The following is a 24,990-nucleotide window of genomic DNA, read 5'->3' as shown; positions in this document are numbered from 1 at the left end:
GGAAGGGGGTGCCGGATGCCGAAGCGAGGACGCACCGCGGTGGGGATCGTCGCCGCGACGCTGCTGACACTGACCGCCTGTTCGTCATCGCCGACGCCGTCCGGGCAGCCCGGTCCCGCGGTGGAGGTGATCGCGGAGGGCCTCGACGCTCCGTGGTCGATCGCCTTCCACGAGGGCACGGCGCTCGTGAGCGAGCGCGACAGCGCACGGGTCCTCGAACTCGACGCCGACGGGAGCACGCGCGAGGTCGCGCGCATCGACGGCGTCCAGCCGAACGGCGAAGGCGGGCTCCTGGGCCTCGCGGTGCACGACGGCGAGCTGTACACGTACTTCACGGCCGAGGACGAGAACCGCATCGAGCGGCGCCCGATCATCGGTGACCCCGGATCGCTCGACCTCGGGTCGCCCCGGTCGGTGTTCGACGGCATCCCGGCGGCCGGCAACCACAACGGCGGGCGCATCGCCTTCGGTCCCGACGGGATGCTGTACGTGACGACCGGCGACGCCGGCGATCGCGACGCCGCACAGGATGCCGAGGCACTCGCGGGCAAGATCCTCCGGCTGACTCCCGACGGCGCGGTGCCGGAGGACAACCCCACCGCGGGTTCTCCGGTGTACACCTCGGGGCACCGCAACCCGCAGGGCATCGCGTGGGATGCCGCGGGCACGATGTACGCGACCGAATTCGGGCAGAACACCTGGGACGAGGTGAACGTGATCGAGCCGGGCGGGAACTACGGCTGGCCGATCGTGGAGGGCATCGCCGACGACGGCGACCACATCGATCCGGTGCAGCAGTGGTCTCCGGCCGACGCGAGTCCGAGCGGGATGACGGTCTCCGGCGGCGACCTCGTCATCGCGAACCTCCGCGGACAGCGGCTGCGGATCGTGCCGCTCGACGATCCGGCCACGGCATCCGAGTGGTACGTGGGGGAGTTCGGGCGACTGCGGGATGCGGTCGTGGCGCCCGACGGCTCGCTCTGGATGCTCACCAACAACACCGACGGGCGCGGCGATCCCGCCGCGGCGGACGACCGCATCCTCCGCATCGATCGCGACTGACGTCGGGCGCATCGGGCGCATCGGGCGCCGACCTCCATGAACGTGCATACACTGGAGGGGTGGCGAGAGTACTGATCGTCGGCGGCTTCCTCGCCGCCGTCTTCTGGGTGTACAGCATCGTCGACTGCGCAGTGCAGCCGGCGACGCGGCACCGCGGTGTGCCCAAGGCCGCCTGGCTCGCGATCGTCATCCTCCTCCCCGTGATCGGCGGCATCCTCTGGTTCGTGCTCGGCCGTCGCCGCGCGAACGGCAAGGACACGATCCGGATGGTCGCCCCCGACGATGACCCTGCGTTCCTGCAGAGCATCAGCAAGACCGAGCAGGACGACCGCATCCGCCGCCTCGAAGAGGAGCTCGCCCGTCTCGACGACGAGACCGACGAGGGTACGGCGCCGGAACCCCGCGCGTGACCGCCTCTCCGGCGTCGGATGCCGCGGCCGCACTGATCGCGGAACTGATCGCCCGGGGCGTGCGTGACCTCGTGCTCTCTCCCGGTTCGCGGTCGCAGGCGCTCGCGCTCGCCGCCGTGCACGCCGCGAATGCCGGTGCTCTGCGCGTGCACGTGCGCATCGATGAGCGGGTGGCCGGGTTCACCGCGCTCGGGCTCGCCCGCGAGACCGGTGTCCCCGCGGCGGTTGTGTGCACGTCCGGCACGGCGGTCGGGAATCTCCTCCCCGCGGCCATGGAAGCCTTCCACTCCGGCGTCCCGCTCCTCCTGCTGACCGCCGACCGCCCGCCCGAGCTGCGCGGCGTCGGCGCGAATCAGGCGACCGTCCAGCCCGGTGTGTTCGCCGCCTGGGCGCGAGAGGTGATCGACGCGCCGGTGCCGGTCGAGCACGCAGCGACATCCTGGTCCGAGCTCGCCGCCCGCGCCGTCGCAGTCGCCCTCGGGGCGGAGGCCGCGCGCGGCCTGCCCGGTGTCGCCGGTCCCGTGCACCTCAACCTGCCCTCGCGCGAGCCGCTCTCGGGTGCCGCGATGGAGGTCCCGCTGCATCCCGGGGAGGCGCCACGTGCCTCCGCGGGGGAACCGTTCGTGCTGGCCCGCGGGCCGCGCACCGTCGTGATCGCCGGTGCCGACGCCGGCCCGGTCGCCGAGGAGATCGCGCACACGGGGTCGTGGCCTCTGATCGCCGAGGTCGTCAGCGGGGCGCGCTTCGGCCGACGCATCGTGCACGGGTACCGCGAGCTGCTGCGGCGCGATGACCTGGGCGGACGTATCGAGCGCGCCGTGGTGCTCGGTCACCCCACGCTCAGCCGCGAGGTGACGGCACTGCTCTCGCGCACCGACGTCGACGTCGTGGCGGTCCGTCGCGGCGGCGAGGAGCTGAATCTGAACCACCGCACGCTCTCCGCGGCCGCGGTGTCGGTCGCGGAGGGTTCGGACGACCGCGAGTGGCTCGGCGCCTGGCTCGAGGCCTCCGCCGCCCTCGCCGTCGACCTCAGCGAGGACGCCCCCGATCAGGACGGCCTGGCGTCCATCGACCCCGCCGCCCGGCGCGACGCGGTGCAGGCCGAGCTCGCGGCGGTGCGCCGTCCGCTGGACCGCGCCCTGCTGGTCGACTCCGTGTGGCGCGCCACCTGGCCGCACGATCGGCTCGTGTTCGGATCGTCGCGACTCGTGCGTGTGGCCGACGCCGTGCTCGGCGGCAAGAAGGTGCCGGTCCACGCGAACCGTGGTCTCGCCGGCATCGACGGCACGATCGCGACGGCGACCGGCATCGCGATCGCCAGCCAGGCGGCGGGGGAGCCGGGGGTCACCCGGGTGCTGCTGGGCGACCTCGCCTTCCTGCACGACGTCGGCGGGCTGCTGCTGCCGCCGGACGAGACCGAACCGCGCCTGCAGGTGATCGTCGGCAACGACGGCGGCGGCACGATCTTCGATTCCCTCGAGGTCGCGGGCTCCGCTCCCACCCGTGATCTCGACCGTGCGTTCTACACCCCGCACGCGGTGCGGCTGGAGCAGCTCGCGCTCGCCTACGGGTGGGAGTACCACCGGGTGACCACGCGCACGGCCCTCGACCAGGTGCTGACGACCCCCTCCGGCGGGCGTCAGCTGATCGAGGTCCCGCTCCCGCGCTGAGCGAGAGGCGTGCGGAACCGGCCCGGACTCGACAGGATGGGCACATGGACACGCACAGGTGGGCAGACATCCTCCGCGTCGGCGACGGCTTCCGCCTGGCCGATGTCGATCCCGGGGGGCGGCCGGGCTACACCGGCGGCAAGGCGGACGGCGTGGTCGACCTCGAGCGGGGCCTCGCCACGCTGAGCGGGCTCCAGGAGAGACTGTTCGCCCAGAGCCGGACGGGAACCGCCGCCGACGCGGTGCTGCTCGTGCTGCAGGCGATGGACTCCGCCGGCAAGGGCGGGATCGTCCGCCACGTCGTCGGGGGTGTCGACCCCCAGGGCGTCGCGCTCGCGGCCTTCGCGGCGCCGACCCTCGAGGAACGGGAGCACGACTTCCTCTGGCGCATCGAGAAGCGGCTTCCGAGACCGGGCTTCATCGGGGTCTTCGACCGGTCGCACTACGAGGATGTGCTGATCGGCAAGGTCAGAGCGCTCGCGGACGCCTCCGAGATCGAGCGCCGCTACGACGCGATCAACGCGTTCGAGTCAGAGGTCGCGGCATCCGGCGTCCGCATCGTCAAGGTCATGCTGCACATCTCGGCCGACGAGCAGAAGGAGCGGTTGCGCGAGCGTCTCGACCGCCCGGACAAGCACTGGAAGTACAACCCGGGCGATGTCGACGAGCGACTGGTGTGGGACCAGTACATGCAGGCGTATCAGACGGTGTTCGACCGCACGTCGACCGAGGCGGCGCCCTGGTTCGTGATCCCGGCGGACAGCAAGTGGTACGCCCGGCTCGCGGTGCAGGAGCTGCTGCTCGCGGCGCTGGAGGACATCGACCCGCAGTGGCCGCTCGCCGCGTTCGACGTCGCGGCCGAGAAGGCGCGCCTCGAGGCGAGCTGAGCGGCCCGGCTCAGGCCAGAGCGTCGACCAGGGGACGGAACTTCACGCGCGTCTCCAGCAGCTCCGATTCCGGATCGGAGCCCGCGACGATCCCCGCACCGGCGTAGGCCGTGACGGCGATGTCGTCGGCGCGGGCCTCGAACTGCGCACACCGCAGGGCGATCGCCCACTCGCCGTTGCCCGCCGCGTCGACCCAGCCCACGGGCCCGGCGTACCGGCCGCGGTCGAAGGGCTCGAGTTCGCGGATCACCCCGATCGCGATCGTGGTGGGGGTGCCGGCGACCGCCGCGGTCGGATGCAGGGCGCCGACCAGGTCGAGAGCGGATTCGCCCTCCGCCAGCTCGCCCTCGACGTCGGTCGCGAGGTGGAAGAGGTTCGGCAGCTTCAGCAGGAACGGCTGCTCGCTCGCCGCGAGCGCCCGGGCATGCGGACGCAGGGACGCGAGCACGCTCTGCACGGCGTACTGGTGCTCGTCGAGATCCTTCGTGCTCGAGGCCAGCGCGGCGGATGCGGCCGTATCGGCGTCGGCGTCCGCTCCACGACCGATCGTGCCCGCCAGGACGCGTGCCGTGACCGTGCGCTCGTGCACGGTGACCAGGGTCTCGGGGCTCGCGCCGATCAGGCCGTCGACCGCGAACGCCCAGGTGTCCGGGTAACCGGTCGAGAGCGCGCGCACGAGGCGCCGCAGGTCGGAGCCCGCGGGGATGCTTCCGGTGAGGTCGCGCGCGAGCACGACCTTGCTCAGCTCGCCCTGCGCGATGCGCCCGAGTGCCTGCCGCACCGAGTCCTGGTACCCCTGTGGGCTCTGCGCGCCGGGGCCGACGGTCCCGGCCCAGTGCGGACCGTAGGGGTGATCCGCCTCGGGTGCGGCCGGGACCGCGGCATCCGCGGGGCGGATCGTCGTGCGCCAGAAGCGGTCCCCGTGGCGCCCGAGCACCTGTGACGGGATCACGAGCACGCTGTCGGCGGCCGACCTCTCATCGAAGGCCAGGGCGCCGAAGGCGACGAGCCCGGTGCCGGGGAGCCCGATCGGGTCGTCGATCGTCGCACCGGCGGTCAGACGGCGCCAGGCGGTCGCGAGCGCCGTGCTCCGGCGTGCCGCGCTGCCGGCCCGCGCGCGCAGTTCGCGCAGGGGCTCTCCGACGGCGACGATCCCGTCACCGCGGCGCAGCCAGGCCAGGGGACGGGCGGGATCCGTCGCGGCGAGGAGATCCTCGATCGGATCGATCTCTCGGGTTTCGACGACCAGCGCGCTGCTCACCCCTCCAGCCTAGGACTCGGGGATGGGCAGGGGCCGCCATCGTGCCCAGCGCGTCGATCTAGGGTGAACCCATGAGTGACGAACGACCCGAGGCTGGTGCCGAGATGATCTTCCAGTGGCGCAAATGGGACGGGTCTCCGCACTGGCGTCACGAGTGCGTGTACCTCGGGGCGGATGCGTGGGGCGACTGGGTCGGGCAGCCCGTCGGCTGGCGGAGTGCGCGCCCGGGGGCGGGCTTCACCGCCGTCGGACCCAACGTCACGCTCGTGCCGCCGCAGGGTGATTTCGCACTCACCGTGAACCGAGACCACCCGAAGGGGATGCGGATCTACATCGATCTGGGGTGGGACGTCCGGTGGTCGGACGACCCGCTGCTCGCGACCGGCGTCGACATGGATCTCGATGTCGTCCGCGTCGAGGGCGACCGCGGCACCTGGGTCGACGACCGTGACGAGTGGGTGGAGCACAGCGTCCGCTACGGGTATCCGGCGGAGGTGATGTCGCGCCTCGAGGCGCTGGCGCTCGACCTCGAGGACCGCGTACGACGCCGCGTCGCGCCTTTCGACGACGCGACGGCGGATGTCTGGCTCGATCGTCTCGAGGCTCTTCGGCTCTCTCCCCGGCCGTGACGCCTAGACTGGATCAGGTGACCTCGAACCAGCCCAATCGCGCCGATCTCGGCAAGGACCCCGCGCACGTCAGCGGGATGTTCGACCAGGTCGCGGCAGGATACGACCGCACCAACACGGTCATGACGTTCGGCAACGACGTGCTGTGGCGTGCGGCCACGACGCGGGCGGTCGCCCCGCAGCCGGGGGAGCGCATCCTCGATCTCGGGGCGGGCACGGGAGCGTCCTCCGCCTCGCTCGCCCGCAGCGGCGCCGAGGTGGTCGCGGCCGACTTCTCGCCGGGCATGCTCGCCGAGGGACGCCGTCGCCACGGCAGCATCCGCAATCTGTCCTTCGTCGAGGCCGACGCCACGAACCTGCCCTTCGCCGACGCCGAGTTCGACGCCGTCACCATGTCGTACGCCCTGCGCAACGTCAGCGACCCGAAGAAGGGGCTGAGCGAGCTGCTCCGCGTGACCAAGCCCGGCGGACGACTGGTGATCAACGAGTTCTCCACGCCGCCCGGTGCGCTGTTCCGCGGTGCCTACCGCTTCTACAACGACCAGGTGCTGCCGCGGGTGGCCCGCGTCGCGGGCACGAACGGTGACGCCTACGACTACCTGAACGAGTCGATCCGCGCCTGGCCCGATCAGAAGCGCCTCTCGGCGTGGATCCGCGAAGCCGGATGGACGGATGTCGCCTATCGAAACCTCACCTTCGGCATCGTCGCCCTGCACCGCGCCCGCAAGCCGGAGTAGGACCGTGGATGCTGCACCCGTGCGCGACGACGCTAGGCTGAGACCGTGACTTCGAGCCGCGTAGCCCCGGGTTCGCGACTGGCGAGCCGTCTCGGTTTCAGCGACCGCGTTTTCGTCGGCCCGGCCGCCCGCCGCGTCGCTCGGGCCATCGAAGACGGGCTCGAGCTCGTCGAGACCGGTCTCGCCGACGACGTGCGCGTCGCCGATCCGCTCGCGGATGCCGCCAGCCGCTATCTGTACGAGGCCGGAGGCAAGCGCATCCGTCCGGTGCTCACGCTCCTCGCGGCGCAGCTGGGCGACGGCAACACCACGGCCGTGATCGACGTCGCCAAGGCGCTGGAGATCACCCACCTCGGCTCGCTGTACCACGACGACGTGATGGACGGCGCTGACCGTCGCCGCGGCGTTCCGGCGGCGCACGCGGTGTGGGGCAACAACATCGCGATCCTCACGGGCGACATCCTCTTCTCCCGCGCCAGCCAGCTCATGTCGCGGCTGGGCGAGCGGGCCATCCGGCTGCAGGCCGACACCTTCGAGCGCCTCGTCCTCGGGCAGATGCACGAGACGCTCGGCGCGCAGCCCGGTGACGATCCCATCGAGTTCTACATCCAGGTGCTCGCCGACAAGACCGGCTCCCTGATCGCGGCAGCCACGCAGGGCGGGGTGATCTTCTCGAACGCTCCCTCCGAGCTGGAGGAGCCGCTGCGGGTGTACGGCGAGAAGATCGGCGTCGCCTTCCAGCTGCTCGACGACGTGATCGATCTCTCTGCCAAGCCGGAGGACACCGGCAAGGTTCCCGGCACCGATCTTCGGGCCGGGGTGCCGACCATGCCGTACCTGCTGCTGAAGGCCGAGACGGATGATGCCTCGATCGACCTCGCCGCGCGCATCGACGACGGCGTCGCCCGCATCGCCGAGGGTTCGGATCCCGCGATCCTGGACGGACCGCTGACCGAGCTGCGCGACCACGTCGGCACGCAGAAGACCCTCGCGCTCGCGCACAGCTGGACTCAGGACGCCATCGATGCCCTCGATGCGCTTCCGCGGGGCACGGTGCGCGACGCACTGACCCGTTTCGCCGTCACCCTCGTCGAACGCTCCAGCTGATCGCCCCGCGGCCCTCGTCGGCCGCGCACCGATCTCTGCGGCACAGGAAAGGACTCCATGACCAAGCTCAGACTTGCCATCGTCGGCGCCGGCCCCGCCGGCATCTACGCCGCCGACATCCTGCTGAAGGCCGAGCGGAAGTTCGACGTCTCGATCGACCTCTTCGAGCAGCTCCCCGCACCGTACGGTCTGGTCCGCTACGGGGTCGCCCCCGATCACCCCCGCATCAAGGGAATCATCGGCGCGCTGCGTGACGTGCTCGACCGGGGCGACATCCGCCTGTTCGGCAACGTCCGCTTCGGCGAGGACATCACACTCGACGACCTCAAGCGCCACTACAACGCGGTGATCTTCGCCACGGGAGCCGTCCGCGACACCACGCTCGACCTCCCCGGCATCGACGCGGTCGCCTCGTACGGGGCGGCGGACTACGTGAGCTGGTTCGACGGTCACCCCGACGTCCCGCGCGAGTGGCCGCTGGATGCCGCGTCGGTCGGCGTGCTCGGCAACGGCAACGTCGCCCTCGACGTCGCGCGCATGCTCGCGAAGCACGCCGAAGACCTCCTGGTCACCGAGGTGCCCGCGAATGTCTACGAGGGTCTGAAGGCCAGCGCGGTCACGGACGTGCACGTGTTCGGACGCCGTGGCCCCGCCCAGGTGAAGTTCACCCCCCTCGAGCTCCGCGAGCTCGGCGAGCTGCGCGACGTCGACATGGTCGTGTACGACGAGGACTTCGACTACGACGAGGCGTCGAAGGATGCCGTGGCGAGCAACAAGCAGGTCATGGTCATCGACCGCATCCTGCAGTCGTGGCGCAAGCGCGAGTCCGTCAACAACGCGGGCGGCACGGCGTCGCGCCGACTGCACCTGCACTTCTGGGCGCGCCCGGCCGAAGTCCGCAAGGACGACAGCGGCCGCGTCGCCGCGCTCGTCTACGAGCGCACGAAGCCCGACGGGCAGGGAGGCGCTGTCGGGACCGGCGAGATGCGAGAGGTGCCGATCCAGGCCCTCTACCGCGCGATCGGGTACTTCGGCTCGCCGCTGCCCGATGTGCCGTTCGACAAGAAGCACGGCGTCATCCCCAACCGCGAGGGTCAGGTGCTCGCCAAGGACTCCAACCAGCAGATGCGCGGCATCTACGCCACCGGGTGGATCAAGCGCGGCCCGGTCGGCCTCATCGGTCACACGAAGTCCGACGCGATGGAGACCGTGCGTCACATCATCAACGATCAGGGTTCCTGGTGGCACCCGGAGGACCCCTCCGAAGAGGCGATCCCCGCGCTCCTGCAGGAACGCGGCGTGAAGTGGACGGACCTCGACGGCTGGCACCGCCTCGACGAGCACGAGATCGGTCTGGGCGCCCCGCACGAGCGGGCCCGCGTCAAGGTCGTGCCGCGCGACGAGATGGTGCGGGTCTCTCGGGGAGAGTGACCGCGACGCGCATCCCGTGCGCTCTCGGCTAGCCTGGCCGCATGGCTGAGTGGATCCCCGACGTCCTCGGAGACGAATTCGAGCAGCGGACGCTCGAGCTCGACGAGGATGATCGCGGTCCGGTCGTCGCGACGCTCGTCCGCGCGCTGCCCCCGGAAGAGGGCTGGTGGGACCGCCTGAGCGGACGCCGGCGTCCGCTCGACGGGGTTGACGTGCTCTATGTGCACGGGTGGTCGGACTACTTCTTCCAGAAGCGCCTGGCCCGGTTCTGGACCGCGCGTGGTGCCCGTTTCTTCGCGCTCGACCTCCGCCGGTACGGGCGCAGCCTGCGCGAAGGGCAGACGCCGGGATACGTGTCCGATCTCGGCACGTACGACGAGGACATCACGGCGGCGCTCTCGGCGATGGAGCGCGGCGGCGACGAGGGCGCGGGATCCGCTCGCAGGCTGGTCCTCCTCGGGCACTCCACGGGAGGGTTGACGCTGAGCCTGTGGGCCTCGCGGCATCCGGGAGAGGTGGATGCGCTCATCCTGAACAGTCCGTGGCTGGAATTCCAGTTCGCGTCGGTGCGCTCGGCGATCGCGCCGGTCGTCGAGCTGACCGCCCGGCTGCGTCCGCTCGAGGTCGCACCTCAGGTCGATCTCGGTTTCTACACGCGCGCGCAGCAGGAGGCGGCCGACCCGGACGATCCGGTGGAGGTCGACACTCGCTGGCGTCCGGTGCAGAGCATGGCGGTGTATGCGGGCTGGCTGAACGCGATCCTGTCCGGCCATGCGGCGGTGAGCGCCGGGCTGTCGATCGCCGCGCCGGTGCTCGTGCTGCTCTCCGCGCGCTCCTCGACTCCGACGAAGTGGACGGAGGACCTCACGCGCACGGATTCCGTGCTGGTCGTCGACGACATCGCGCGGGCGTCACTGCGCCTGGGCTCGTCGGTGACGGTGGAGCGGATCGACGGAGCGCTGCACGATGTCTTCCTCTCCCGGCACGAGGCCCGGGAAGACGCCTACCGGCGGCTCGATCGCTGGGCCCGCGGTTGGCGCGCGACCTGGTGACCCCGGCTCACACGTAGTGCATCTCGCGGGCGAGTCGCTCGGCTTCGTCACCGTCGCCGGCCAGGACGGCCTCCCGGAATCGCGCGTACACGTCGCTCATGCGGTCGCGGTCCTCGGCGGGGACGCGCCAGTCGCGCAGGTTGCGGAACAGCGCGACGGCGGCGTCGTCCATGAGGGAGGCCAGCGCGGTGTTGCCGCCATGCTCGCCGAGGTAGGCGAAGACGGCCCAGCGGGCCTCGGTGGGGCTCGTGTCGGTCTCGAACGCCGCCTGCATCTCATCGATCAGCTCGGCGAGCTCTTCCCGCTGCGCGTCGGTGAGGCGGGCGACGCCCCGGCGCGCGGCGAAGCCCGCCTGATACCCGGCGAACTCCAGGGACTGCGCCACGATCTCGGGCGTGATCGAGGTGACCTCGGTGTAGCGGCTGGGGTACATCACGACGAGCCCGTGGCGCTCCAGCCGCTGCAGGGCTTCTCGCACCGGGGTGCGGGAGACGTGCAGCTCCTCCGCCACCTCGACGTCTCGGATGCGGTGGTGCGGAGGCAGGATGCCCTCGATGATCTGTCGGCCGATGTGCTGGAACACCTCGTCCGCCAGCAGCTGTTTGACCTCGCCGGTGTTCCGCGGTGCGGATTCGCTCATGGACCTTGCCCCCAGTAATGCTCTCTGATCCCCGAGCTCACCCCATGTATCACCCGGAGGGGCAACTACATCATGAACTCGACATCGCCGCCAAACGGCGTTTGGCGTCGCCTCCGCCCGCGCTCCGGCGGGCGTTTCGCGCCGTCGTGCTCGTGGCCGTCGGACGTGAGGGTCGCCCGTCGGCCACCGACGATTCGAGGACCGGATCGAACGCCCCCGATCCCCATCGGGCGGGCGTCGCGTTCCGGGCAGGCGCGTCGTCGGTGGCCTGAGGGGCGACCCTGACCAGTGTCCGGCACCGCGAACGATATATCGATATGCGAGCGGGGATGCCCCCCGAAGTAGGGGTCAGCCGGTGGGGAGCCGTCGGGCACGCGCCCCCGTCGCACGCTCACATCCGGGCGTAGCGGGCACGGGCGATGCAGAACAGGCCGTACAGGGCCAGGCCGACCCCGACGGTCCAGAGGATCACGGCGCCGAACGGGAGCCCGGCGAGAGTGCGCAGTGCCGAGTCCAAGCCGCCGGCGGCCTCCGGGTCGTGGGTGAGGGCGGCGATGACGAAGAGCACCCCGGCCACGGCGACCGCAACCCCCTTCGCGATGTAACCGGCGACGCCGAAGGCGATGATGCCGGAGCGCTTCGTGCCGGAGGGGAGAGCGAGGTGCTTCGTGAACGCGCGCGTCGCTCCGCGCACGATGAAGGCGACGCCGATCGCGGCCACGATGAGACCGACCAGCACGAGCAGGGCGACGCCGGCCGGCACCGCGAGCAGGCGGGCGCTGAAGGACTGCGACGAGTCGGACGACTGCGACTGCCCGCCCAGCGCGTAGACGAGAGCGGTCGCGCCGATCGCGAGATACGCGCCCGCTGTGCCGAGGAACTTGATGCGGTGCGCCCACTTCTTCTTCGCATCCGGATCCTGTTCGACGAGCGCTTCGGCGATCTGCCAGATCGCGAGGGCGAGCAGGCCGAGCACGATGCCCCAGAGCAAAAAGACCCCGGCCGGGCTCTGCTGGATCTGCTGCAGTGCGCCGCCCTGGTCGGCGTTCCCGCCGCCGCTGCCGGTGGCGATCGACACGGCGATCGCGCCGATCAGGATGTGGAGGATGCCGAGGACGACGTATCCGACGCGGGCGAGGACCCGGAAGACCGTGGAGTCCTGTGCTGCTCGGGCCGTGGAGGAGGGGGTGTTCATGAGAGGGGGGAGCCTTCCATCGGTGTTTCGCGGGTGGGGAGGGGGACGGTGCGGACGGCCGGCGATCGCGGGCGGCGGCGACGGCGACCCACACGAAGGCGGCGACGGCGATGCCCTCGAGCATGCCGGCGACCACGTCGCTGAGCCAGTGGGCCTGGAGGTACGTGCGGCTCCACATCATCGTGAGGACCCAGATCGCGCCCAGCACCCAGACGGGGCGGCGTCCGATCGCGAGGCCGAGGATCACGACGACGGTGGTGGCGACGGCGGTGTGCCCCGACGGGAACGATGTCGCCATGCTCTCCGCGAGCGAGTCGGCGGGGCGCGTCCGGCCGATCACCGCCGCCATGGTCGCGCCGATCGCGACGACGGCGACCATGCCGATCGCGAGTGTCGTGGCATCCCACCGCCGTCCGCGCCAGAGCAGGAGGCCGATCAGCAGGGCGCCCACGACGATCATGCCGACCGTGCCGCCGACGACCGCGGGCACCCAGGCGATGACGATGCCGATGTCGTTCAGAGCGGCGAGCATGAGGTCGTGCCACCAGAGGTCCATCGGAAGGGGCACGTGGTCGCCGGCCGCGACGACGGCGCGCAGGATGACGAACGCGATGGCGGCGCAGATCCCCACGACGAAGACGGTGGTGCGGCCGCGCGCGCTCGAGACATCGGTGCGCGCGGTCGGCTCCTCAGCCCGCATCGCCGGAGCCCTTGTCGTCGCTCTTGTCCTCGTTCGACTTCTTGTCGGGCTTGTCCGGCTTGTCGGGCTTGTCAGGTTTCTCGGGTTTCTCGTCGTCGTTGGCGGTGTCGTCGCCGCCGTCGTCGTCCGAGGTCGTCTCCTGCTCCGCGTCGTCGGAGTCGGTGACCGTGGTGTCAGCGGGAGGGGTCGTGGCCGCGATCGCGGCCTCGAGGTCCGCCCGCACGAGCGCGAGCGACTGCTGGATGATCGAGGCGCGTTCGGCGCTGATCTCGCCGTCGGCCCGGGCACGGGCGGCCTCGGCCTCGAGAGCGTCCAGCTCCTGCAGGGCCGCCGCGTGATCCGTTCCACCGGCGTGTTCGGCGATCGCGACGACCCGGGCCTGCCACGCCCGGCTCATCTCGGCGTCCAGACCGGTCGGCGGAGCCGAGCATCCTGCGATGCTCAGGCCGATGACGAGGATCGCCGCGGCGATCGACGAGCGAGCACGGCGCTTCACGGCGACACCGCGTCGAGCAGCTGCTGCAGATGTGCGGCCAGGGGTTCTTCGACGGTCGGGAGCGTCGGCGGCTCGACGGGCTCCTGAGCGCCGTCGGCGAGCAGGGACACGCCGCCGATCACCGCGGCGGCGACGACCACGGATGCGAGGGCGAGCGCCGCGATCCGTCGCCACCGTCGACCAGAGGGATCCGGCGTCGCCGAGGAGTCCGCGACGGGGTCGGAGTCCCGGGCGCCGGTGTGGTCGCCGCTGAGGACCGCGGTGCGGGTCGGGGTGACGTCGGCGGAGGCTTCTGCGGTCGCCTCGGCGGTGATCGCCACGGTCGGTCCCGCCGGCATGCGCACCGTCCGCTCCGGGGCGGACGTCGCGGCGGCGGGACGGCTCAGGTCACGGACGCCGATCACGACATCGAGGGCCGTGGGTCGCGACGCCGGGTCGCGGGCGGTCATCGCGGTCACCAGGGATTCCCAGCCGGGGCCGACAGAGGGGGGGATCGCGGGATCCTGCGTCAATCGGGCGAGCACGGCCTCCCGCATGTCGTCCTGCGCGAAGGCCCGTTCTCCCGTGAGCGACTCGAGCACGACCAGGCCGAGCGAGTAGATGTCGGACGAAGGGAGGGGAGTGCTGCCGGTCACCTGTTCGGGACTCAGGTAGGCGGCGGAGCCGATGACGGTCCCCGGAACCGTGAGGCGAGTGGTGTCGATCAGGTGAGCGATGCCGAAGTCCGCGAGCTTGGCGAGGAACTCCTCCCCGGGGACGCTAGATGCGCGCAGCAGCACGTTGGCGGGCTTCACGTCGCGGTGCACGATGCCTGCCTGGTGGGCCGCGTGCAGGGCTTCCGCGAGGTCGCGGGTGACGCGCCGCGCCGTGGGCTCCGAGAGCGGTCCGCCGTGGAGGCGCGACTGCAGCGTCGGGCCGTCGACGTACTCCATCACGAGGTATCGCGGTTCCTCGGCCCCCACATGCGCGTCGTAGAGGGTGACCAGCGCCGGGTGGTTGAGCCCGGCGAGCAGTCGGGTCTCGGATGCCGTGCGCGCGGTCTCGGTGGCACCGTCGCGGAAGAGCTTCACGGCGACGGTGCGCCGGAGCAGCGTGTCGTGGGCGCGATAGACGACGCCCATGCCGCCCTCCCCGAGGCGATCGCCGAGCCGGTAGCGATCGCCGAGCAGGGGGCCGCCCGCGTCGCCGGTCGTGGTGCGTGCTCCGCCGGTCTCAGGCGATGGGGTCATTGTCGCGGATGCTTCTCCGCGTCACGCGCTCGCCGGTCGCCGGGTCGACGGAGGTGCGCGCGACCGTGCTGGTCTGGCGGTTGCGGAAGACGAAGATGAGGCTGATCAGGAAGACCACGACGCCGGCGCCCATCAGGATGTAGCCGATCAGGTCGAGGTCGACGTAGCCGCCCGTGTCGATGTTCAGCGCGAAGACCAGGATCGCTCCGATGACGAAGAGTGCGATGCCGCTTCCGATTCCCATGTGTCCATCCCTCTCTGGAGGCCGCCCCTGCGTCCTCGCCTGACCACACTATGGTCAATGGCGGCTGAGTCAATACTCATGGACACAGCCTCCGAGCCATGCTATGGATGAACACGATGACCGATCTCGCGCGCCGGGCGGCGATCTTCGCCGCACTCTCCGATCAGACGCGCCTGCGCATCGTCGACCTGCTCACGCTGGGCGATCTGTCGTCATCGGAGATCGGGATGCAGCTCGACCTCCGCTCGAATCTGATCGCTCATCACCTCGGCGTGCTGGAAGCCGCGCACATCGTCGCGCGCACGCGGTCGGAGTTCGATCGACGGCGCAGCTACATCGGGCTCCGCCCGGAGGTCTTCGACACGTTGGCCCCGCCCAGCGTCCCGAGACCGCGCCGCGTGCTCTTCGTATGCACCGCGAACTCGGCCCGTTCGCAGCTGGCCACGGCGATCTGGCGGGGGATGAGCGCGATCGAGGCGGCATCGGCGGGGACGCAGCCGGCCGAACGGGTCAACCCCGGTGCCGCGTCAGCCGCGGTACGCCATGGGCTCGCGATGGACTCCGAAGCCCGACCGCGGCACGTGGACGACGTGCGTGCCGCGGGCGACCTGGTCATCACGGTCTGTGACGACGCGCACGAGAGCCTGCATTCCACCGACGACCTGCACTGGTCCATCCGCGATCCTGCGCGGCTCGGCACCGATGACGCCTTCGACGACGCGTTCGACGCGCTGTGGCAGCGCATCCGCGCGTTCACGTCCCGCCTGGCCGCCTCGGCCTGACGGGCGGTCGCGTCAGCGGTAGTTGATGAACTGCAGGTCGACCTCGAGGTCGGCGCCCTTGAGCAGCGCGATCACGGCCTGGAGGTCGTCGCGGCTCTTGGACTGCACGCGCAGTTCGTCGCCCTGGATCTGGCTCTTGACGCCCTTGGGGCCTTCGTCGCGGATCAGCTTGCCGATCTTCTTCGCGTTCTCGGAGGAGATGCCGTCCTTGATCGTGGAGACGATCCGGAACTCCTTGCCGCTCGCGAAGGGCTCGTCGGACTCGAGGCTCTTGAGGGAGATGCCGCGCTTGATGAGCTTCGACTGGAACACGTCCAGCACCGCTTTCGCGCGCTCCTCGGAGTTGGCGATGATGAGCACCTGCTCGCCGCTCCAGGCGATGGATGCTCCGGTGCCCTTGAAGTCGTAGCGCTGCTCGATCTCCTTGCGGGCCTGGTTCAGGGCGTTCTCCGCCTCCTGGGGATCCACCTTCGAGACGATGTCAAATGAGCTGTCAGCCATACAGGCAGTGTACCGGCGGCACGTGACCCGAGCTGGGTGGGCGGTAGCGTGCGTGGCATGCTACCTTGTGATGCATGACACCGGACATCGGAGCGCAGATGCGCAAGGGGGTCGTCGAGTACTGCGTGCTCGGCCTTCTCGCCGACGAGCCGATGTACGGCTGGCAGCTGGCTGACGCGCTCACCGGAGCGGGTCTGATCGCCAGCATCGGCACCCTCTATCCGCTCCTGGGGCGTCTCCGGGACAACGGATGGGTCACCACCTTCGATCGCCCATCGGAGAGCGGGCCGGTGCGCAAGTACTACCGGCTGACGGATGCCGGGACCGAGCAGCTCGTGCGCTTCCGGGCGCAGTGGGCCCCATTCGCCCGTGTGGTCACGGGCATCGTCGGAGAGGGATGAGAATGACCGATACCACCGCTCAGCACCTGCGTGAGGACTACCTCGCACGCCTCGAAGTCGCTCTGCGCGGCGTCCCGCACGGTGTCGACTCCGACATCAGCGACGGCATCGCGGAGGAGCTGCAGGGGTTGGATGCCGTCGCTACGGCCGAGCGCATCGCGCAGCTCGGCTCGCCCGCCGACATCGCCCGGGAGGCGGGGGAGGAGAGCAGGGTCGACACCGCGGTCGGAGCCGCGATGCCGGCTGCAGAGGTGGTGCGGCGTCCGGTGGTCGCGACGCGGGGCTACGCGATCGTCTCCGCGTTGTCGCTGAGCTTCGGAGGCTTCGTCGTGCCGGTCGTCGGCTGGTTCGTCGGCGCCGTGCTCGTGTCGTCGAGCACGCTCTGGAAGGTCTGGGAGAAGGTCGTCGCGATCGTGACGCCGGTGGTCTTCGTCGCCGCGTTCCTGGTGATCATGCAGGTCATGAGCCTCGGTGCGGTCGTCGAGACCGGGGGCTCTTCCGGTTCGGGCGCCGGCGTCGAGGTGGCGAATCCGCTGGTCCCGGCGCTCAGCGGCTGGCACGCGGTGATCCTGCTCGGTTTCCTGCTCGTCCCGGCATCCGGCCTCTGGCTGCTCTGGCGACTGCGCGGGCGCACCGAGCGCTGATCGATCGTTCACGCGACCCCGGGCGGGTGCCCCTCGGCGTTGCGCCGGTGCTCGCGGCGCGATGCGCCCTACGGTGGCCCCATGGCACGAGTGGGTGGACGCAGCCTCACGATGAGCTGGATCGCCGGGATCTTCTGTGCGGTCATCATCGGCGGTCTGCTGTGGCTGTCGCTCCCGATGCTGCCGGTGCTCGCCGAGTTCGCCGGGGACGGGCTGCGGAACATCCTGCCCTGAGTCCCCGCCGACCGCGGGCAGGAAGCGGTATGACGACACGACGGCACGCCTCCCCGGGCCCTGCCCCGCCCGGCGGTAGCCTCGCAGTGCACACTTCCGATGAGAGGCGCACCCATGAGTGACCCCGACGTTCCCCAGTCCGAGAAGCCGACGAATGTCGATGACGTCGTCGGCAGCGCGAACGCCGGTCTCGACGCTGCTGCCGCGGCAGGCGCCGACGTCCACGGCGCCCGCGCCGAATCCGTCGTCGATGAGAACGGCGTCGAGCAGCCCGTCATCGTGCAGCCCGCGGACACCGACTCCGAGGCGCACGAGAAGCCGGCAGACCACGCCGCCGACTCGTCCGTCGATCGCGACCTCGCCGCCTTCGAAGAGGCCGAGCGCTCGCACCCCGGCACGTTCACGCCTCCCGCGGCCGCCGCGGCTCCGCCCGTCTTCACGGACCGCGAGCCCGTCTCCTCCCGCGACGAGCCCGTCTCCTATCGCGACGAGCCCGTCTCCTCCCGCGACGAGCGCTCCATCGCGGACTCCGCGTACTCCTCGCGGGCCGATGACGACACGCGCGTCCTCCCCTCGGAGCCCGCGGGCGCTGCGGCCCCCCTGGTTCCGCAGCCGATCTTCGTGCAGGCGCCCGAGCCGCCCCGCGATCGCGGGAACCGCGGAACGGCCGGCGCGATCGGCCTCCTCGCGACCCTCGTCTTCGCGGTGCTGTACCTCGGCTCCACGATCGGTCTCGGCGCCCTCGCCGGCGACGTGACGGCCGACAACCTGGGCACCGCCGCGCTCGCACCGCTGCTCACCTGGGGCTTCTGGACTCCCGTGGTGGTCTTCTTCCTGGGCTTCTGGTTCCTGGGTGCGATCATCAACCGCGGACGCTGGGGCCTCTGGGTCGTCTTCGGCATCATCGTCGGTGCGATCGCCTACGGCGGCCACATCCTCGGTCAGGTCTTCGAGGCGCGGTTCTGGACGCTCAGCCCCTCCGAGGGACTCGACCTCGTCGGCGGGCAGCTGCTCGCCCCGCTCGCGATCGCGGCCTTCCTCTTCGCCCGCGAGCTGACCATCTGGTTCGGCGCCTGGGTCGCCCGCAGCGGGGCCCGCAAGACCGAGCTGAACGCCGAGGCGCAGCGCGAGTACGAGCGCACGCTCGAAGCCGGCCCGACCCTGGCGCGCTGATCGACGACACCACCACGCCGAACCCCCGTGGGCCTCAGCCCGCGGGGGTTTCGGTGATTCTGGCCCTGGTGCTCGCCACCGTCGGCTTCTTCGCCCTCGCGGTCTTCGGTCTCGGCGCGGTCAGCTTCTTCACGGATGCCGACATCATCGCGGTGCCGGGCCTCGGCCCGGGCCCCGGCATCACCGGGATGCTGGTCGCGCTCGTGACGTTCGCGGCGATGCTGCGCGTCGTGCTGCGCCGGGCGCATCCGTCCTTCGTGTCCGCCGGCGCGATCGCCCTCGGCTCCGCACTGGGTCACCTCATCGCCGTGTGGGTCGCCGTGCTGATCGCCTCGGGGGGCGCGATCACCGCGACCGCCGTCGCGGGCGACCTGGTCCGCGGGGGAGCCAGCGCCGTCCTCCTGCTCGCGGCGGTCATCGCCGCCTGGGCGGGGATCGCGATGCGTCGCACCCGTTCCGGTCGCCCTCAGTGGCCCTGGGAGCGCGAAGACGAGGAATGACGCCCCGCCGCTCGCGGAGGAAATCGGGGCGAGGAAGCGATCCGCGCCGTACGCTGTTCGTGTGGAGCGCTCGTTGGAGACGCAGGTGGACCAGGCCGTCGAGGCCTGGCTGCGTTGGGTGCCCCGCTGGGAGCCGGCCACGCATCGCGGACGAGTGGCTCCCTGCCGTCGCTGTCTCGGCTCGCCGATCCTCTCGGCCGCGGGGATCGGGGCCAACGTGCCGCACGGCGTCCAGCACGGTCTGTCGACCCGGATCAAGACGATCGTCGATCATGCCGTCGCCGACTACACGGCCCGCAACCTCCCGACCCTGCAGCGCGAGCTCGATCAGCAGACCGCGCGCAATCGTGCCCGGGGCTATCGGCCGACCGAGAACCTCGATCCCGAATTCGACGGGCTTCCGCTCGATCCTGAGCCCGTGGCCGGCGCGCCGTTCCTCTTCACGATCGCCGGTCTCGCGGATGCCGCGAGCGCCGATCTGCCCCCGCTTCCCCCGCTGAGCGAGGAGGCGAAGGCCGCTCTGCGTCAGGAGGTCGCCCTCGCCGACGAATACGCGAACATGGTCGGACGCGAGGTCTGCGGGCTGCTGCTGCGGCATCGCATCCACATCCAGGCCGCGATCTCGCAGCACGTCGAGCCGCAGATCGAGGCGCTGTTGGCCGAGCTCACCCAGTCGCTGGACTCGCCGTTCGACCCGGATCGTCCCTGATCCGCGCCGCGCGCCGGGCGTCGGCGTCCATTTGACCCTCAGGTTACGCGGCATTACACTTGGTCAGGTGTGTGCACGTCTCGACGAGCACGCCGGGCGTCGGCACCTTGCCGGTCCGCCTCCACGGCATACCCACCACACCACAAAGTGCGTCGATTCCGGCGTGCCGGTGGGTCATGATGTGAAACCCATCACGCTGTCACCGTGCAGCACTATGAGGAGAGAACGTGCCAACTATTCAGCAGTTGGTTCGCAAGGGTCGCTCGCCCAAGGTCACCAAGACCAAGGCGCCCGCCCTGAAGTCGAACCCGCAGCAGGCCGGGGTATGCACCCGCGTCTACACCACCACCCCGAAGAAGCCGAACTCGGCGATGCGCAAGGTCGCTCGTGTGAAGCTCCGCAACGGCACCGAGGTCACCGCGTACATCCCCGGTGAGGGCCACAACCTGCAGGAGCACTCCCTCGTGCTCGTCCGCGGCGGTCGTGTGAAGGACCTCCCCGGTGTGCGTTACAAGATCGTCCGTGGCGCCCTGGACACCCAGGCTGTCAAGAACCGTAAGCAGGCTCGTTCCCGCTACGGCGCGAAGAAGGGTTGAGTTAGATGCCTCGTAAGGGTCCAGCCCCCAAGCGCCCCGTCGTCAACGACCCGGTATACGGCGCTCCGATCGTCACCTCGCTGGTGAACAAGATCCTCGTCGACGGCAAGAAGTCTCTGGCCGAGTCGATCGTCTACGGCGCCCTCCGCGGTGTCGAGGCGAAGAACGGCGGCCAGGATGCCGTCGCCACTCTCAAGAAGGCGCTCGACAACGTCCGCCCGACCCTCGAGGTCCGCAGCCGCCGCGTCGGTGGCTCGACCTACCAGGTTCCGGTCGAGGTCAAGCCGCACCGCGCGAACACCCTCGCGCTGCGCTGGCTCGTCAGCTACGCCAAGGGTCGTCGTGAGAAGACGATGACCGAGCGTCTCCAGAACGAGATCCTGGACGCGTCGAACGGCCTGGGTGCCGCGGTCAAGCGCCGCGAAGACACGCACAAGATGGCCGAGTCGAACCGCGCGTTCGCTCACTACCGCTGGTAACAGCTCCGCCCGCCCCCGGCCACTCGCCGGGGGCGGGCACCCCCCTCTTCGCAGTACGACTGCACGAAAGATAAGGACACTCCTGTGGCACAAGACGTGCTCACCGACCTCAGCAAGGTCCGCAACATCGGCATCATGGCGCACATCGATGCCGGCAAGACGACGACGACCGAGCGCATCCTGTTCTACACGGGCGTCAACCACAAGCTCGGCGAGACGCACGATGGCGCCTCGACCACCGACTGGATGGAACAGGAGAAGGAGCGCGGCATCACGATCACGTCTGCCGCCGTGACCTGCTACTGGAACAAGAACCAGATCAACATCATCGACACCCCCGGTCACGTGGACTTCACGGTCGAGGTGGAGCGTTCGCTCCGCGTCCTCGACGGTGCGGTCGCCGTCTTCGACGGCAAGGAGGGCGTCGAGCCCCAGTCCGAGACCGTGTGGCGTCAGGCCGACAAGTACAACGTCCCCCGCATCTGCTTCGTCAACAAGATGGACAAGCTCGGCGCGGACTTCTACTTCACGGTCGACACCATCGTCAACCGTCTCGGCGCCAAGCCGCTGGTCATCCAGCTGCCCATCGGTGCGGAGAACGACTTCGTCGGCGTCATCGACCTGGTCGAGATGCGCGCGCTGGTCTGGGCGGGTGACTCCAAGGGTGACGTGACCATGGGAGCGTCCTACGAGATCCAGGAGATCCCGGCCGACCTCAAGGAGAAGGCCGACGGCTACCGTCAGACCCTCCTCGAGACCGTCGCCGAGACCGACGACGTCCTGCTCGAGAAGTTCTTCGGTGGCGAGGAGCTCACCGTCGCCGAGATCAAGGGCGCGATCCGCAAGCTCACCGTGGCTTCCGAGATCTACCCGGTCCTCTGCGGCTCGGCGTTCAAGAACCGTGGTGTCCAGCCGATGCTCGACGCGGTCATCGACTACCTCCCGAACCCGCTCGACGTGGGATCGATCGAGGCGCACGACCCCAAGGACTACGACACGATCATCGAGCGTCACCCCGACGCCAACGACCCGTTCGCAGCCCTGGCCTTCAAGGTCGCCGTGCACCCGTTCTTCGGTCGTCTGACCTACGTGCGCGTGTACTCGGGTCACCTCGACTCCGGCGCTGCGGTCATCAACTCGACCAAGGGCAAGAAGGAGCGCATCGGGAAGATCTTCCAGATGCACGCCAACAAGGAGATCCCGGTCCCCTCGGTCACCGCCGGAAACATCTACGCAGTCATCGGCCTGAAGGACACCACCACCGGTGACACCCTGACCGACCCGACCTCCCCGGTCGTCCTCGAGTCGATGACGTTCCCGGAGCCGGTCATCGAGGTCGCGATCGAGCCGAAGACCAAGGCCGACCAGGAGAAGCTGGGTGTCGCCATCCAGAAGCTCGCTGAGGAGGACCCGACCTTCCGCACGGAGCTCAACCCCGAGACCGGTCAGACGACCATCAAGGGCATGGGCGAGCTGCACCTCGACATCCTCGTGGATCGCATGAAGCGCGAGTTCAACGTCGAGGCGAACGTCGGCAAGCCGCAGGTGGCGTACCGCGAGACGATCAAGAAGGCCGTCGAGAAGCACGACTACACGCACAAGAAGCAGACCGGTGGCTCCGGCCAGTTCGCGAAGATCCAGTTCACCATCGAGCCGATGGACCTGGACTCCGAGAAGACCTACGAGTTCGTGAACGCCGTCACCGGTGGTCGCATCCCTCGTGAGTACATCGGCTCGATCGATGCCGGTTTCCAGGACGGGATGAACGTCGGCGTGCTCGCCGGCTACCCGATCGTCGGCGTGAAGGCCACCATCGTCGATGGTGCCGCTCACGACGTCGACTCCTCGGAGATGGCGTTCAAGATCGCAGGTTCCATGGGCTTCAAGGAAGCTCTCCGCCGGGCGAACCCCGTGCTCCTCGAGCCGCTGATGGCGGTCGAGGTGCGTACTCCTGAGGAGTACATGGGCGACGTCATCGGTGACCTGAACTCGCGTCGTGGCCAGATCCAGTCGATGGAGGACGCCGCCGGCGTCAAGGTCGTCCGTGCGCACGTCCCGCTGTCCGAGATGTTCGGCTACATCGGTGACCTGCGCTCGAAGACCTCGGGTCGCGCCGTGTACTCGATGGAGTTCAACAGCTACGCTGAGGTTCCCCGCGCGGTGGCCGACGAGATCGTCCAGAAGCACCAGGGCGGCGAGTAGTCATCTTCCTGGGAGCCGGGTTCCGGCCCGGCTCCCAGGTCCCCTACAACTTCACATTCCCTCTCTACTAAACTGAGATTCACACCCGTAGAGAACCGGTCGCAAACCAGCGCCCGGTCACCTCTACACGACGTCCTGAGGAGGACCTAGTGGCTAAGGCCAAGTTCGAGCGGACCAAGCCGCACGTCAACATCGGAACCATCGGTCACGTTGACCACGGCAAGACCACGCTCACCGCAGCGATCTCGAAGGTTCTTGCCGACAAGTTCCCGTCGGCGACCAACGTTCAGCGTGACTTCGCGTCGATCGACTCGGCGCCGGAAGAGCGCCAGCGCGGTATCACGATCAACATCTCGCACGTCGAGTACGAGACCCCCAAGCGTCACTACGCTCACGTGGACGCACCGGGTCACGCCGACTACATCAAGAACATGATCACCGGTGCAGCTCAGATGGACGGAGCGATCCTCGTGGTCGCCGCCACTGACGGCCCGATGGCTCAGACCCGCGAGCACGTCCTGCTCGCCAAGCAGGTCGGCGTGCCGTACCTGCTCGTCGCCCTGAACAAGAGCGACATGGTCGACGACGAGGAGATCCTGGAGCTCGTCGAGCTCGAGGTCTCCGAGCTGCTCGCCTCGCAGGGCTTCGCTGAAGACGCTCCTGTCGTCCGCGTCTCCGCTCTCAAGGCGCTCGAGGGCGACGAGAAGTGGGTCCAGTCGATCCTCGACCTGATGGACGCTGTCGACGCGAACGTGCCCGACCCGGTGCGCGACAAGGACAAGCCGTTCCTGATGCCCGTCGAGGACGTCTTCACGATCACCGGTCGTGGAACCGTCGTCACGGGTCGCGCCGAGCGTGGCACGCTGGCCATCAACTCCGAGGTCGAGATCGTCGGCATCCGCCCGACGCAGAAGACCACGGTCACGGGTATCGAGATGTTCCACAAGCAGCTCGACGAGGCATGGGCCGGCGAGAACTGCGGTCTCCTGCTCCGTGGCCTCAAGCGTGAGGACGTCGAGCGCGGCCAGGTCGTCGTCAAGCCGGGTTCGGTCACGCCGCACACGGGCTTCGAGGGCACCGCGTACATCCTGTCGAAGGAAGAGGGCGGGCGTCACAACCCGTTCTACACGAACTACCGCCCGCAGTTCTACTTCCGTACCACCGACGTCACCGGCGTCATCTCGCTGCCCGAGGGCACCGAGATGGTCATGCCCGGCGACACCACCGACATGACGGTCGAGCTGATCCAGCCGATCGCCATGGAGGAGGGCCTCGGCTACGCCATCCGTGAGGGTGGACGTACCGTCGGCGCTGGTACCGTCACGAAGATCCTCAAGTAAGCATCTGCTTTCTCACACAGGGGTCGGACCTTCGGGTCCGGCCCCTGTGTCGTTAACCGACGTCGGGCGCGTTCCCGAGGAGAGCGTCCGAATCCTCGGTCGTCGCGGGGGGTTCCGTTCCCGGCGGGCGGCGATGCACAATGAGGGGGATCGACCGCTTCCGGTCGGCTGCGCACACCTCTGAAAAGGAACATCATGGGTATCGACGACACCGTCAACAAGGGACGAGACCTCTACGAGCAGAACAAGGACAAGATCGCGGAGGCCGTGAAGAGCGAGCAGGCCGAGGACATCAGCGACAAGGTGCTCGACGGTGTCGCGGACTTCGCGAAGAAGCTCGCTCCTGGAGCCGCGGACAAGATCGACGAGATCCGCGACAGTGCCGACAAGGCCGTCGGCAACGAGTGACGATCATCTGCTGAACCGACACGGCGGTCCGCTCTTCGGAGGGGGCCGCCGTGCTGTGTGTGCGATGAGAATCGGCCGCGCCACGCTCGCGTCGAGGGCCCTGACCGCGTAGACTCGAGGAGACCGCCTGGGGATCTTGCGGTCGGGACCGTCGAAGGGGTTCGACAGTCCGAAAACACGCGGTTTTCCGCGTTGAATCTGGGGAATGACGATCTTGGGGATCATCGTACGATGCGTGCACTCCGTGCAGCGCTCCTCCCTGCCCGCGCGG

The 24,990-nt window shown here is 69.6% G+C and carries 28 protein-coding genes and 1 pseudogene; 21 read left to right on the top strand and 8 right to left on the bottom strand.

The window, feature by feature from the left end:
* The first annotated feature begins 15 nt into the window (after positions 1-15).
* Genes ACWA14_RS12905 through ACWA14_RS12890 form a run of 4 tightly spaced genes read left to right on the top strand, consistent with a single transcriptional unit; the run spans position 16 to position 4,029 of the window.
* Positions 16-1,062: a PQQ-dependent sugar dehydrogenase gene (locus ACWA14_RS12905; protein ID WP_463794151.1), complete on the top strand. Its 1,047-nt coding sequence runs from the start codon at positions 16-18 to the stop codon at positions 1,060-1,062.
* Between the two features lie 59 nt (positions 1,063-1,121).
* Positions 1,122-1,472, top strand: coding sequence for a PLD nuclease N-terminal domain-containing protein (locus tag ACWA14_RS12900; RefSeq protein WP_463794148.1), 351 nt, complete (start codon positions 1,122-1,124; stop codon positions 1,470-1,472).
* Entirely contained in the window at positions 1,469-3,142 is a 1,674-nt protein-coding gene (menD, locus tag ACWA14_RS12895; RefSeq protein WP_463794145.1) for a 2-succinyl-5-enolpyruvyl-6-hydroxy-3-cyclohexene-1-carboxylic-acid synthase, read from the top strand. Before ACWA14_RS12900 ends, menD begins: the two co-directional genes overlap by 4 nt.
* Positions 3,143-3,186: 44 nt before the next feature.
* Positions 3,187-4,029, top strand: coding sequence for a PPK2 family polyphosphate kinase (locus ACWA14_RS12890; protein WP_463794142.1), 843 nt, complete (start codon positions 3,187-3,189; stop codon positions 4,027-4,029).
* A 10-nt stretch (positions 4,030-4,039) separates the two neighbouring features.
* Here the strand turns inward: ACWA14_RS12890 and ACWA14_RS12885 are convergent, their stop codons facing one another.
* A complete protein-coding gene (locus ACWA14_RS12885; protein WP_463794139.1) occupies positions 4,040-5,290 on the bottom strand; it encodes an isochorismate synthase in 1,251 nt (416 codons plus the stop codon).
* Positions 5,291-5,361: 71 nt separating this feature from the next.
* Here ACWA14_RS12885 and ACWA14_RS12880 point away from each other — a divergent pair, with 71 nt between their 5' ends.
* The 5 genes from ACWA14_RS12880 to ACWA14_RS12860 all read left to right on the top strand — a co-directional run bounded on the left by ACWA14_RS12880 (position 5,362) and on the right by ACWA14_RS12860 (position 10,246).
* Positions 5,362-5,919, top strand: a complete 558-nt coding sequence (locus ACWA14_RS12880; protein WP_463794136.1) for a DUF402 domain-containing protein — start codon at positions 5,362-5,364, stop codon at positions 5,917-5,919.
* Positions 5,920-5,996: 77 nt separating this feature from the next.
* Positions 5,997-6,656 (top strand): class I SAM-dependent methyltransferase, encoded by a 660-nt coding sequence (locus tag ACWA14_RS12875; RefSeq protein WP_463797446.1) that lies wholly within the window; start codon positions 5,997-5,999, stop codon positions 6,654-6,656.
* Positions 6,657-6,701: 45 nt separating this feature from the next.
* Positions 6,702-7,763, top strand: a complete 1,062-nt coding sequence (locus tag ACWA14_RS12870; protein ID WP_463794134.1) for a polyprenyl synthetase family protein — start codon at positions 6,702-6,704, stop codon at positions 7,761-7,763.
* 57 nt (positions 7,764-7,820) lie between these two features.
* Entirely contained in the window at positions 7,821-9,194 is a 1,374-nt protein-coding gene (locus ACWA14_RS12865) for an FAD-dependent oxidoreductase (protein ID WP_463794133.1), read from the top strand.
* A gap of 41 nt (positions 9,195-9,235) precedes the next feature.
* Entirely contained in the window at positions 9,236-10,246 is a 1,011-nt protein-coding gene (locus tag ACWA14_RS12860; protein ID WP_463794130.1) for an alpha/beta hydrolase, read from the top strand.
* Between the two features lie 7 nt (positions 10,247-10,253).
* Here the strand turns inward: ACWA14_RS12860 and ACWA14_RS12855 are convergent, their stop codons facing one another.
* From ACWA14_RS12855 to ACWA14_RS12830, 6 genes and pseudogenes are all read right to left on the bottom strand, one after another.
* Entirely contained in the window at positions 10,254-10,886 is a 633-nt protein-coding gene (locus ACWA14_RS12855; protein ID WP_463794128.1) for a GntR family transcriptional regulator, read from the bottom strand.
* Between the two features lie 391 nt (positions 10,887-11,277).
* Positions 11,278-12,081 carry a DUF1206 domain-containing protein gene (locus ACWA14_RS12850; RefSeq protein ID WP_463794126.1) on the bottom strand — a complete coding sequence of 268 codons (804 nt, stop codon included), beginning with the start codon at positions 12,079-12,081 and terminating at the stop codon, positions 11,278-11,280.
* Between the two features lie 85 nt (positions 12,082-12,166).
* Positions 12,167-12,460 (bottom strand): annotated as a pseudogene (locus tag ACWA14_RS12845) (phosphatase PAP2 family protein); the annotation flags it as partial.
* 310 nt (positions 12,461-12,770) lie between these two features.
* Positions 12,771-13,277 (bottom strand): hypothetical protein, encoded by a 507-nt coding sequence (locus ACWA14_RS12840; RefSeq protein ID WP_463794124.1) that lies wholly within the window; start codon positions 13,275-13,277, stop codon positions 12,771-12,773.
* Positions 13,274-14,506: a serine/threonine-protein kinase gene (locus tag ACWA14_RS12835; protein ID WP_463794122.1), complete on the bottom strand. Its 1,233-nt coding sequence runs from the start codon at positions 14,504-14,506 to the stop codon at positions 13,274-13,276. Before ACWA14_RS12835 ends, ACWA14_RS12840 begins: the two co-directional genes overlap by 4 nt.
* Entirely contained in the window at positions 14,490-14,750 is a 261-nt protein-coding gene (locus tag ACWA14_RS12830; protein ID WP_463794120.1) for a DUF6458 family protein, read from the bottom strand. Before ACWA14_RS12830 ends, ACWA14_RS12835 begins: the two co-directional genes overlap by 17 nt.
* 98 nt (positions 14,751-14,848) lie before the next feature.
* Here ACWA14_RS12830 and ACWA14_RS12825 point away from each other — a divergent pair, with 98 nt between their 5' ends.
* The gene (locus ACWA14_RS12825) at positions 14,849-15,532 is read left to right on the top strand and encodes an arsenate reductase/protein-tyrosine-phosphatase family protein (RefSeq protein ID WP_463794118.1); all 684 of its coding nucleotides are present in this window, start codon (positions 14,849-14,851) and stop codon (positions 15,530-15,532) included.
* 12 nt (positions 15,533-15,544) lie between these two features.
* Here ACWA14_RS12825 and ACWA14_RS12820 read toward each other — a convergent pair whose 3' ends face one another.
* Positions 15,545-16,033, bottom strand: coding sequence for a YajQ family cyclic di-GMP-binding protein (locus tag ACWA14_RS12820; protein ID WP_463794116.1), 489 nt, complete (start codon positions 16,031-16,033; stop codon positions 15,545-15,547).
* A gap of 74 nt (positions 16,034-16,107) precedes the next feature.
* Here ACWA14_RS12820 and ACWA14_RS12815 point away from each other — a divergent pair, with 74 nt between their 5' ends.
* The 11 genes from ACWA14_RS12815 (at position 16,108) to ACWA14_RS12765 (ending at position 24,719) form a co-directional block, all read left to right on the top strand.
* Positions 16,108-16,434, top strand: a complete 327-nt coding sequence (locus ACWA14_RS12815; protein ID WP_463794114.1) for a PadR family transcriptional regulator — start codon at positions 16,108-16,110, stop codon at positions 16,432-16,434.
* A 2-nt stretch (positions 16,435-16,436) separates the two neighbouring features.
* On the top strand, positions 16,437-17,078 hold the full coding sequence (locus ACWA14_RS12810) for an HAAS signaling domain-containing protein (RefSeq protein ID WP_463794112.1): 642 nt from the start codon (positions 16,437-16,439) through the stop codon (positions 17,076-17,078).
* Between the two features lie 81 nt (positions 17,079-17,159).
* Positions 17,160-17,312 carry a hypothetical protein gene (locus ACWA14_RS12805; protein WP_463794109.1) on the top strand — a complete coding sequence of 51 codons (153 nt, stop codon included), beginning with the start codon at positions 17,160-17,162 and terminating at the stop codon, positions 17,310-17,312.
* Between the two features lie 114 nt (positions 17,313-17,426).
* Positions 17,427-18,485 (top strand): ABC transporter, encoded by a 1,059-nt coding sequence (locus ACWA14_RS12800; RefSeq protein WP_463794107.1) that lies wholly within the window; start codon positions 17,427-17,429, stop codon positions 18,483-18,485.
* A gap of 53 nt (positions 18,486-18,538) precedes the next feature.
* On the top strand, positions 18,539-18,985 hold the full coding sequence (locus ACWA14_RS12795; protein WP_463794104.1) for a hypothetical protein: 447 nt from the start codon (positions 18,539-18,541) through the stop codon (positions 18,983-18,985).
* A gap of 61 nt (positions 18,986-19,046) precedes the next feature.
* On the top strand, positions 19,047-19,694 hold the full coding sequence (locus tag ACWA14_RS12790; RefSeq protein WP_463794102.1) for a spermidine/putrescine ABC transporter substrate-binding protein: 648 nt from the start codon (positions 19,047-19,049) through the stop codon (positions 19,692-19,694).
* A gap of 227 nt (positions 19,695-19,921) precedes the next feature.
* The gene (rpsL, locus tag ACWA14_RS12785) at positions 19,922-20,290 is read left to right on the top strand and encodes a 30S ribosomal protein S12 (protein WP_017201609.1); all 369 of its coding nucleotides are present in this window, start codon (positions 19,922-19,924) and stop codon (positions 20,288-20,290) included.
* Positions 20,291-20,295: 5 nt separating this feature from the next.
* Positions 20,296-20,769, top strand: a complete 474-nt coding sequence (rpsG, locus tag ACWA14_RS12780) for a 30S ribosomal protein S7 (protein ID WP_116635676.1) — start codon at positions 20,296-20,298, stop codon at positions 20,767-20,769.
* Between the two features lie 84 nt (positions 20,770-20,853).
* Positions 20,854-22,971 carry an elongation factor G gene (gene fusA / locus ACWA14_RS12775; RefSeq protein WP_463794098.1) on the top strand — a complete coding sequence of 706 codons (2,118 nt, stop codon included), beginning with the start codon at positions 20,854-20,856 and terminating at the stop codon, positions 22,969-22,971.
* 149 nt (positions 22,972-23,120) lie between these two features.
* Complete coding sequence (gene tuf, locus ACWA14_RS12770; protein WP_463794097.1) at positions 23,121-24,311, top strand: elongation factor Tu; 1,191 nt, start codon at positions 23,121-23,123, stop codon at positions 24,309-24,311.
* Between the two features lie 195 nt (positions 24,312-24,506).
* Entirely contained in the window at positions 24,507-24,719 is a 213-nt protein-coding gene (locus ACWA14_RS12765; RefSeq protein WP_463794095.1) for a hypothetical protein, read from the top strand.
* Positions 24,720-24,990 lie beyond the last annotated feature (271 nt).

The sequence above is a fragment of the Microbacterium sp. TW_SC_2 genome (genome assembly GCF_055361165.1).
Note: the sequence above shows the minus strand (reverse complement) of the source record. Positions and strands in the feature narration are given on the sequence as shown.

Coding starts and splice junctions, on each gene's coding strand:
- ACWA14_RS12905 (WP_463794151.1), top strand. CDS start 16: ATGCCGAAGCGAGGACGCACCGCGGTGGGGATCGTCGCCGCGACGCTG.
- ACWA14_RS12890 (WP_463794142.1), top strand. CDS start 3,187: ATGGACACGCACAGGTGGGCAGACATCCTCCGCGTCGGCGACGGCTTC.
- ACWA14_RS12880 (WP_463794136.1), top strand. CDS start 5,362: ATGAGTGACGAACGACCCGAGGCTGGTGCCGAGATGATCTTCCAGTGG.
- ACWA14_RS12875 (WP_463797446.1), top strand. CDS start 5,997: ATGTTCGACCAGGTCGCGGCAGGATACGACCGCACCAACACGGTCATG.
- ACWA14_RS12865 (WP_463794133.1), top strand. CDS start 7,821: ATGACCAAGCTCAGACTTGCCATCGTCGGCGCCGGCCCCGCCGGCATC.
- ACWA14_RS12860 (WP_463794130.1), top strand. CDS start 9,236: ATGGCTGAGTGGATCCCCGACGTCCTCGGAGACGAATTCGAGCAGCGG.
- ACWA14_RS12855 (WP_463794128.1), bottom strand. CDS start 10,886: ATGAGCGAATCCGCACCGCGGAACACCGGCGAGGTCAAACAGCTGCTG.
- ACWA14_RS12850 (WP_463794126.1), bottom strand. CDS start 12,081: ATGAACACCCCCTCCTCCACGGCCCGAGCAGCACAGGACTCCACGGTC.
- ACWA14_RS12835 (WP_463794122.1), bottom strand. CDS start 14,506: ATGACCCCATCGCCTGAGACCGGCGGAGCACGCACCACGACCGGCGAC.
- ACWA14_RS12830 (WP_463794120.1), bottom strand. CDS start 14,750: ATGGGAATCGGAAGCGGCATCGCACTCTTCGTCATCGGAGCGATCCTG.
- ACWA14_RS12825 (WP_463794118.1), top strand. CDS start 14,849: ATGCTATGGATGAACACGATGACCGATCTCGCGCGCCGGGCGGCGATC.
- ACWA14_RS12820 (WP_463794116.1), bottom strand. CDS start 16,033: ATGGCTGACAGCTCATTTGACATCGTCTCGAAGGTGGATCCCCAGGAG.
- ACWA14_RS12815 (WP_463794114.1), top strand. CDS start 16,108: ATGACACCGGACATCGGAGCGCAGATGCGCAAGGGGGTCGTCGAGTAC.
- ACWA14_RS12810 (WP_463794112.1), top strand. CDS start 16,437: ATGACCGATACCACCGCTCAGCACCTGCGTGAGGACTACCTCGCACGC.
- ACWA14_RS12805 (WP_463794109.1), top strand. CDS start 17,160: ATGGCACGAGTGGGTGGACGCAGCCTCACGATGAGCTGGATCGCCGGG.
- ACWA14_RS12800 (WP_463794107.1), top strand. CDS start 17,427: ATGAGTGACCCCGACGTTCCCCAGTCCGAGAAGCCGACGAATGTCGAT.
- rpsG (WP_116635676.1), top strand. CDS start 20,296: ATGCCTCGTAAGGGTCCAGCCCCCAAGCGCCCCGTCGTCAACGACCCG.
- ACWA14_RS12765 (WP_463794095.1), top strand. CDS start 24,507: ATGGGTATCGACGACACCGTCAACAAGGGACGAGACCTCTACGAGCAG.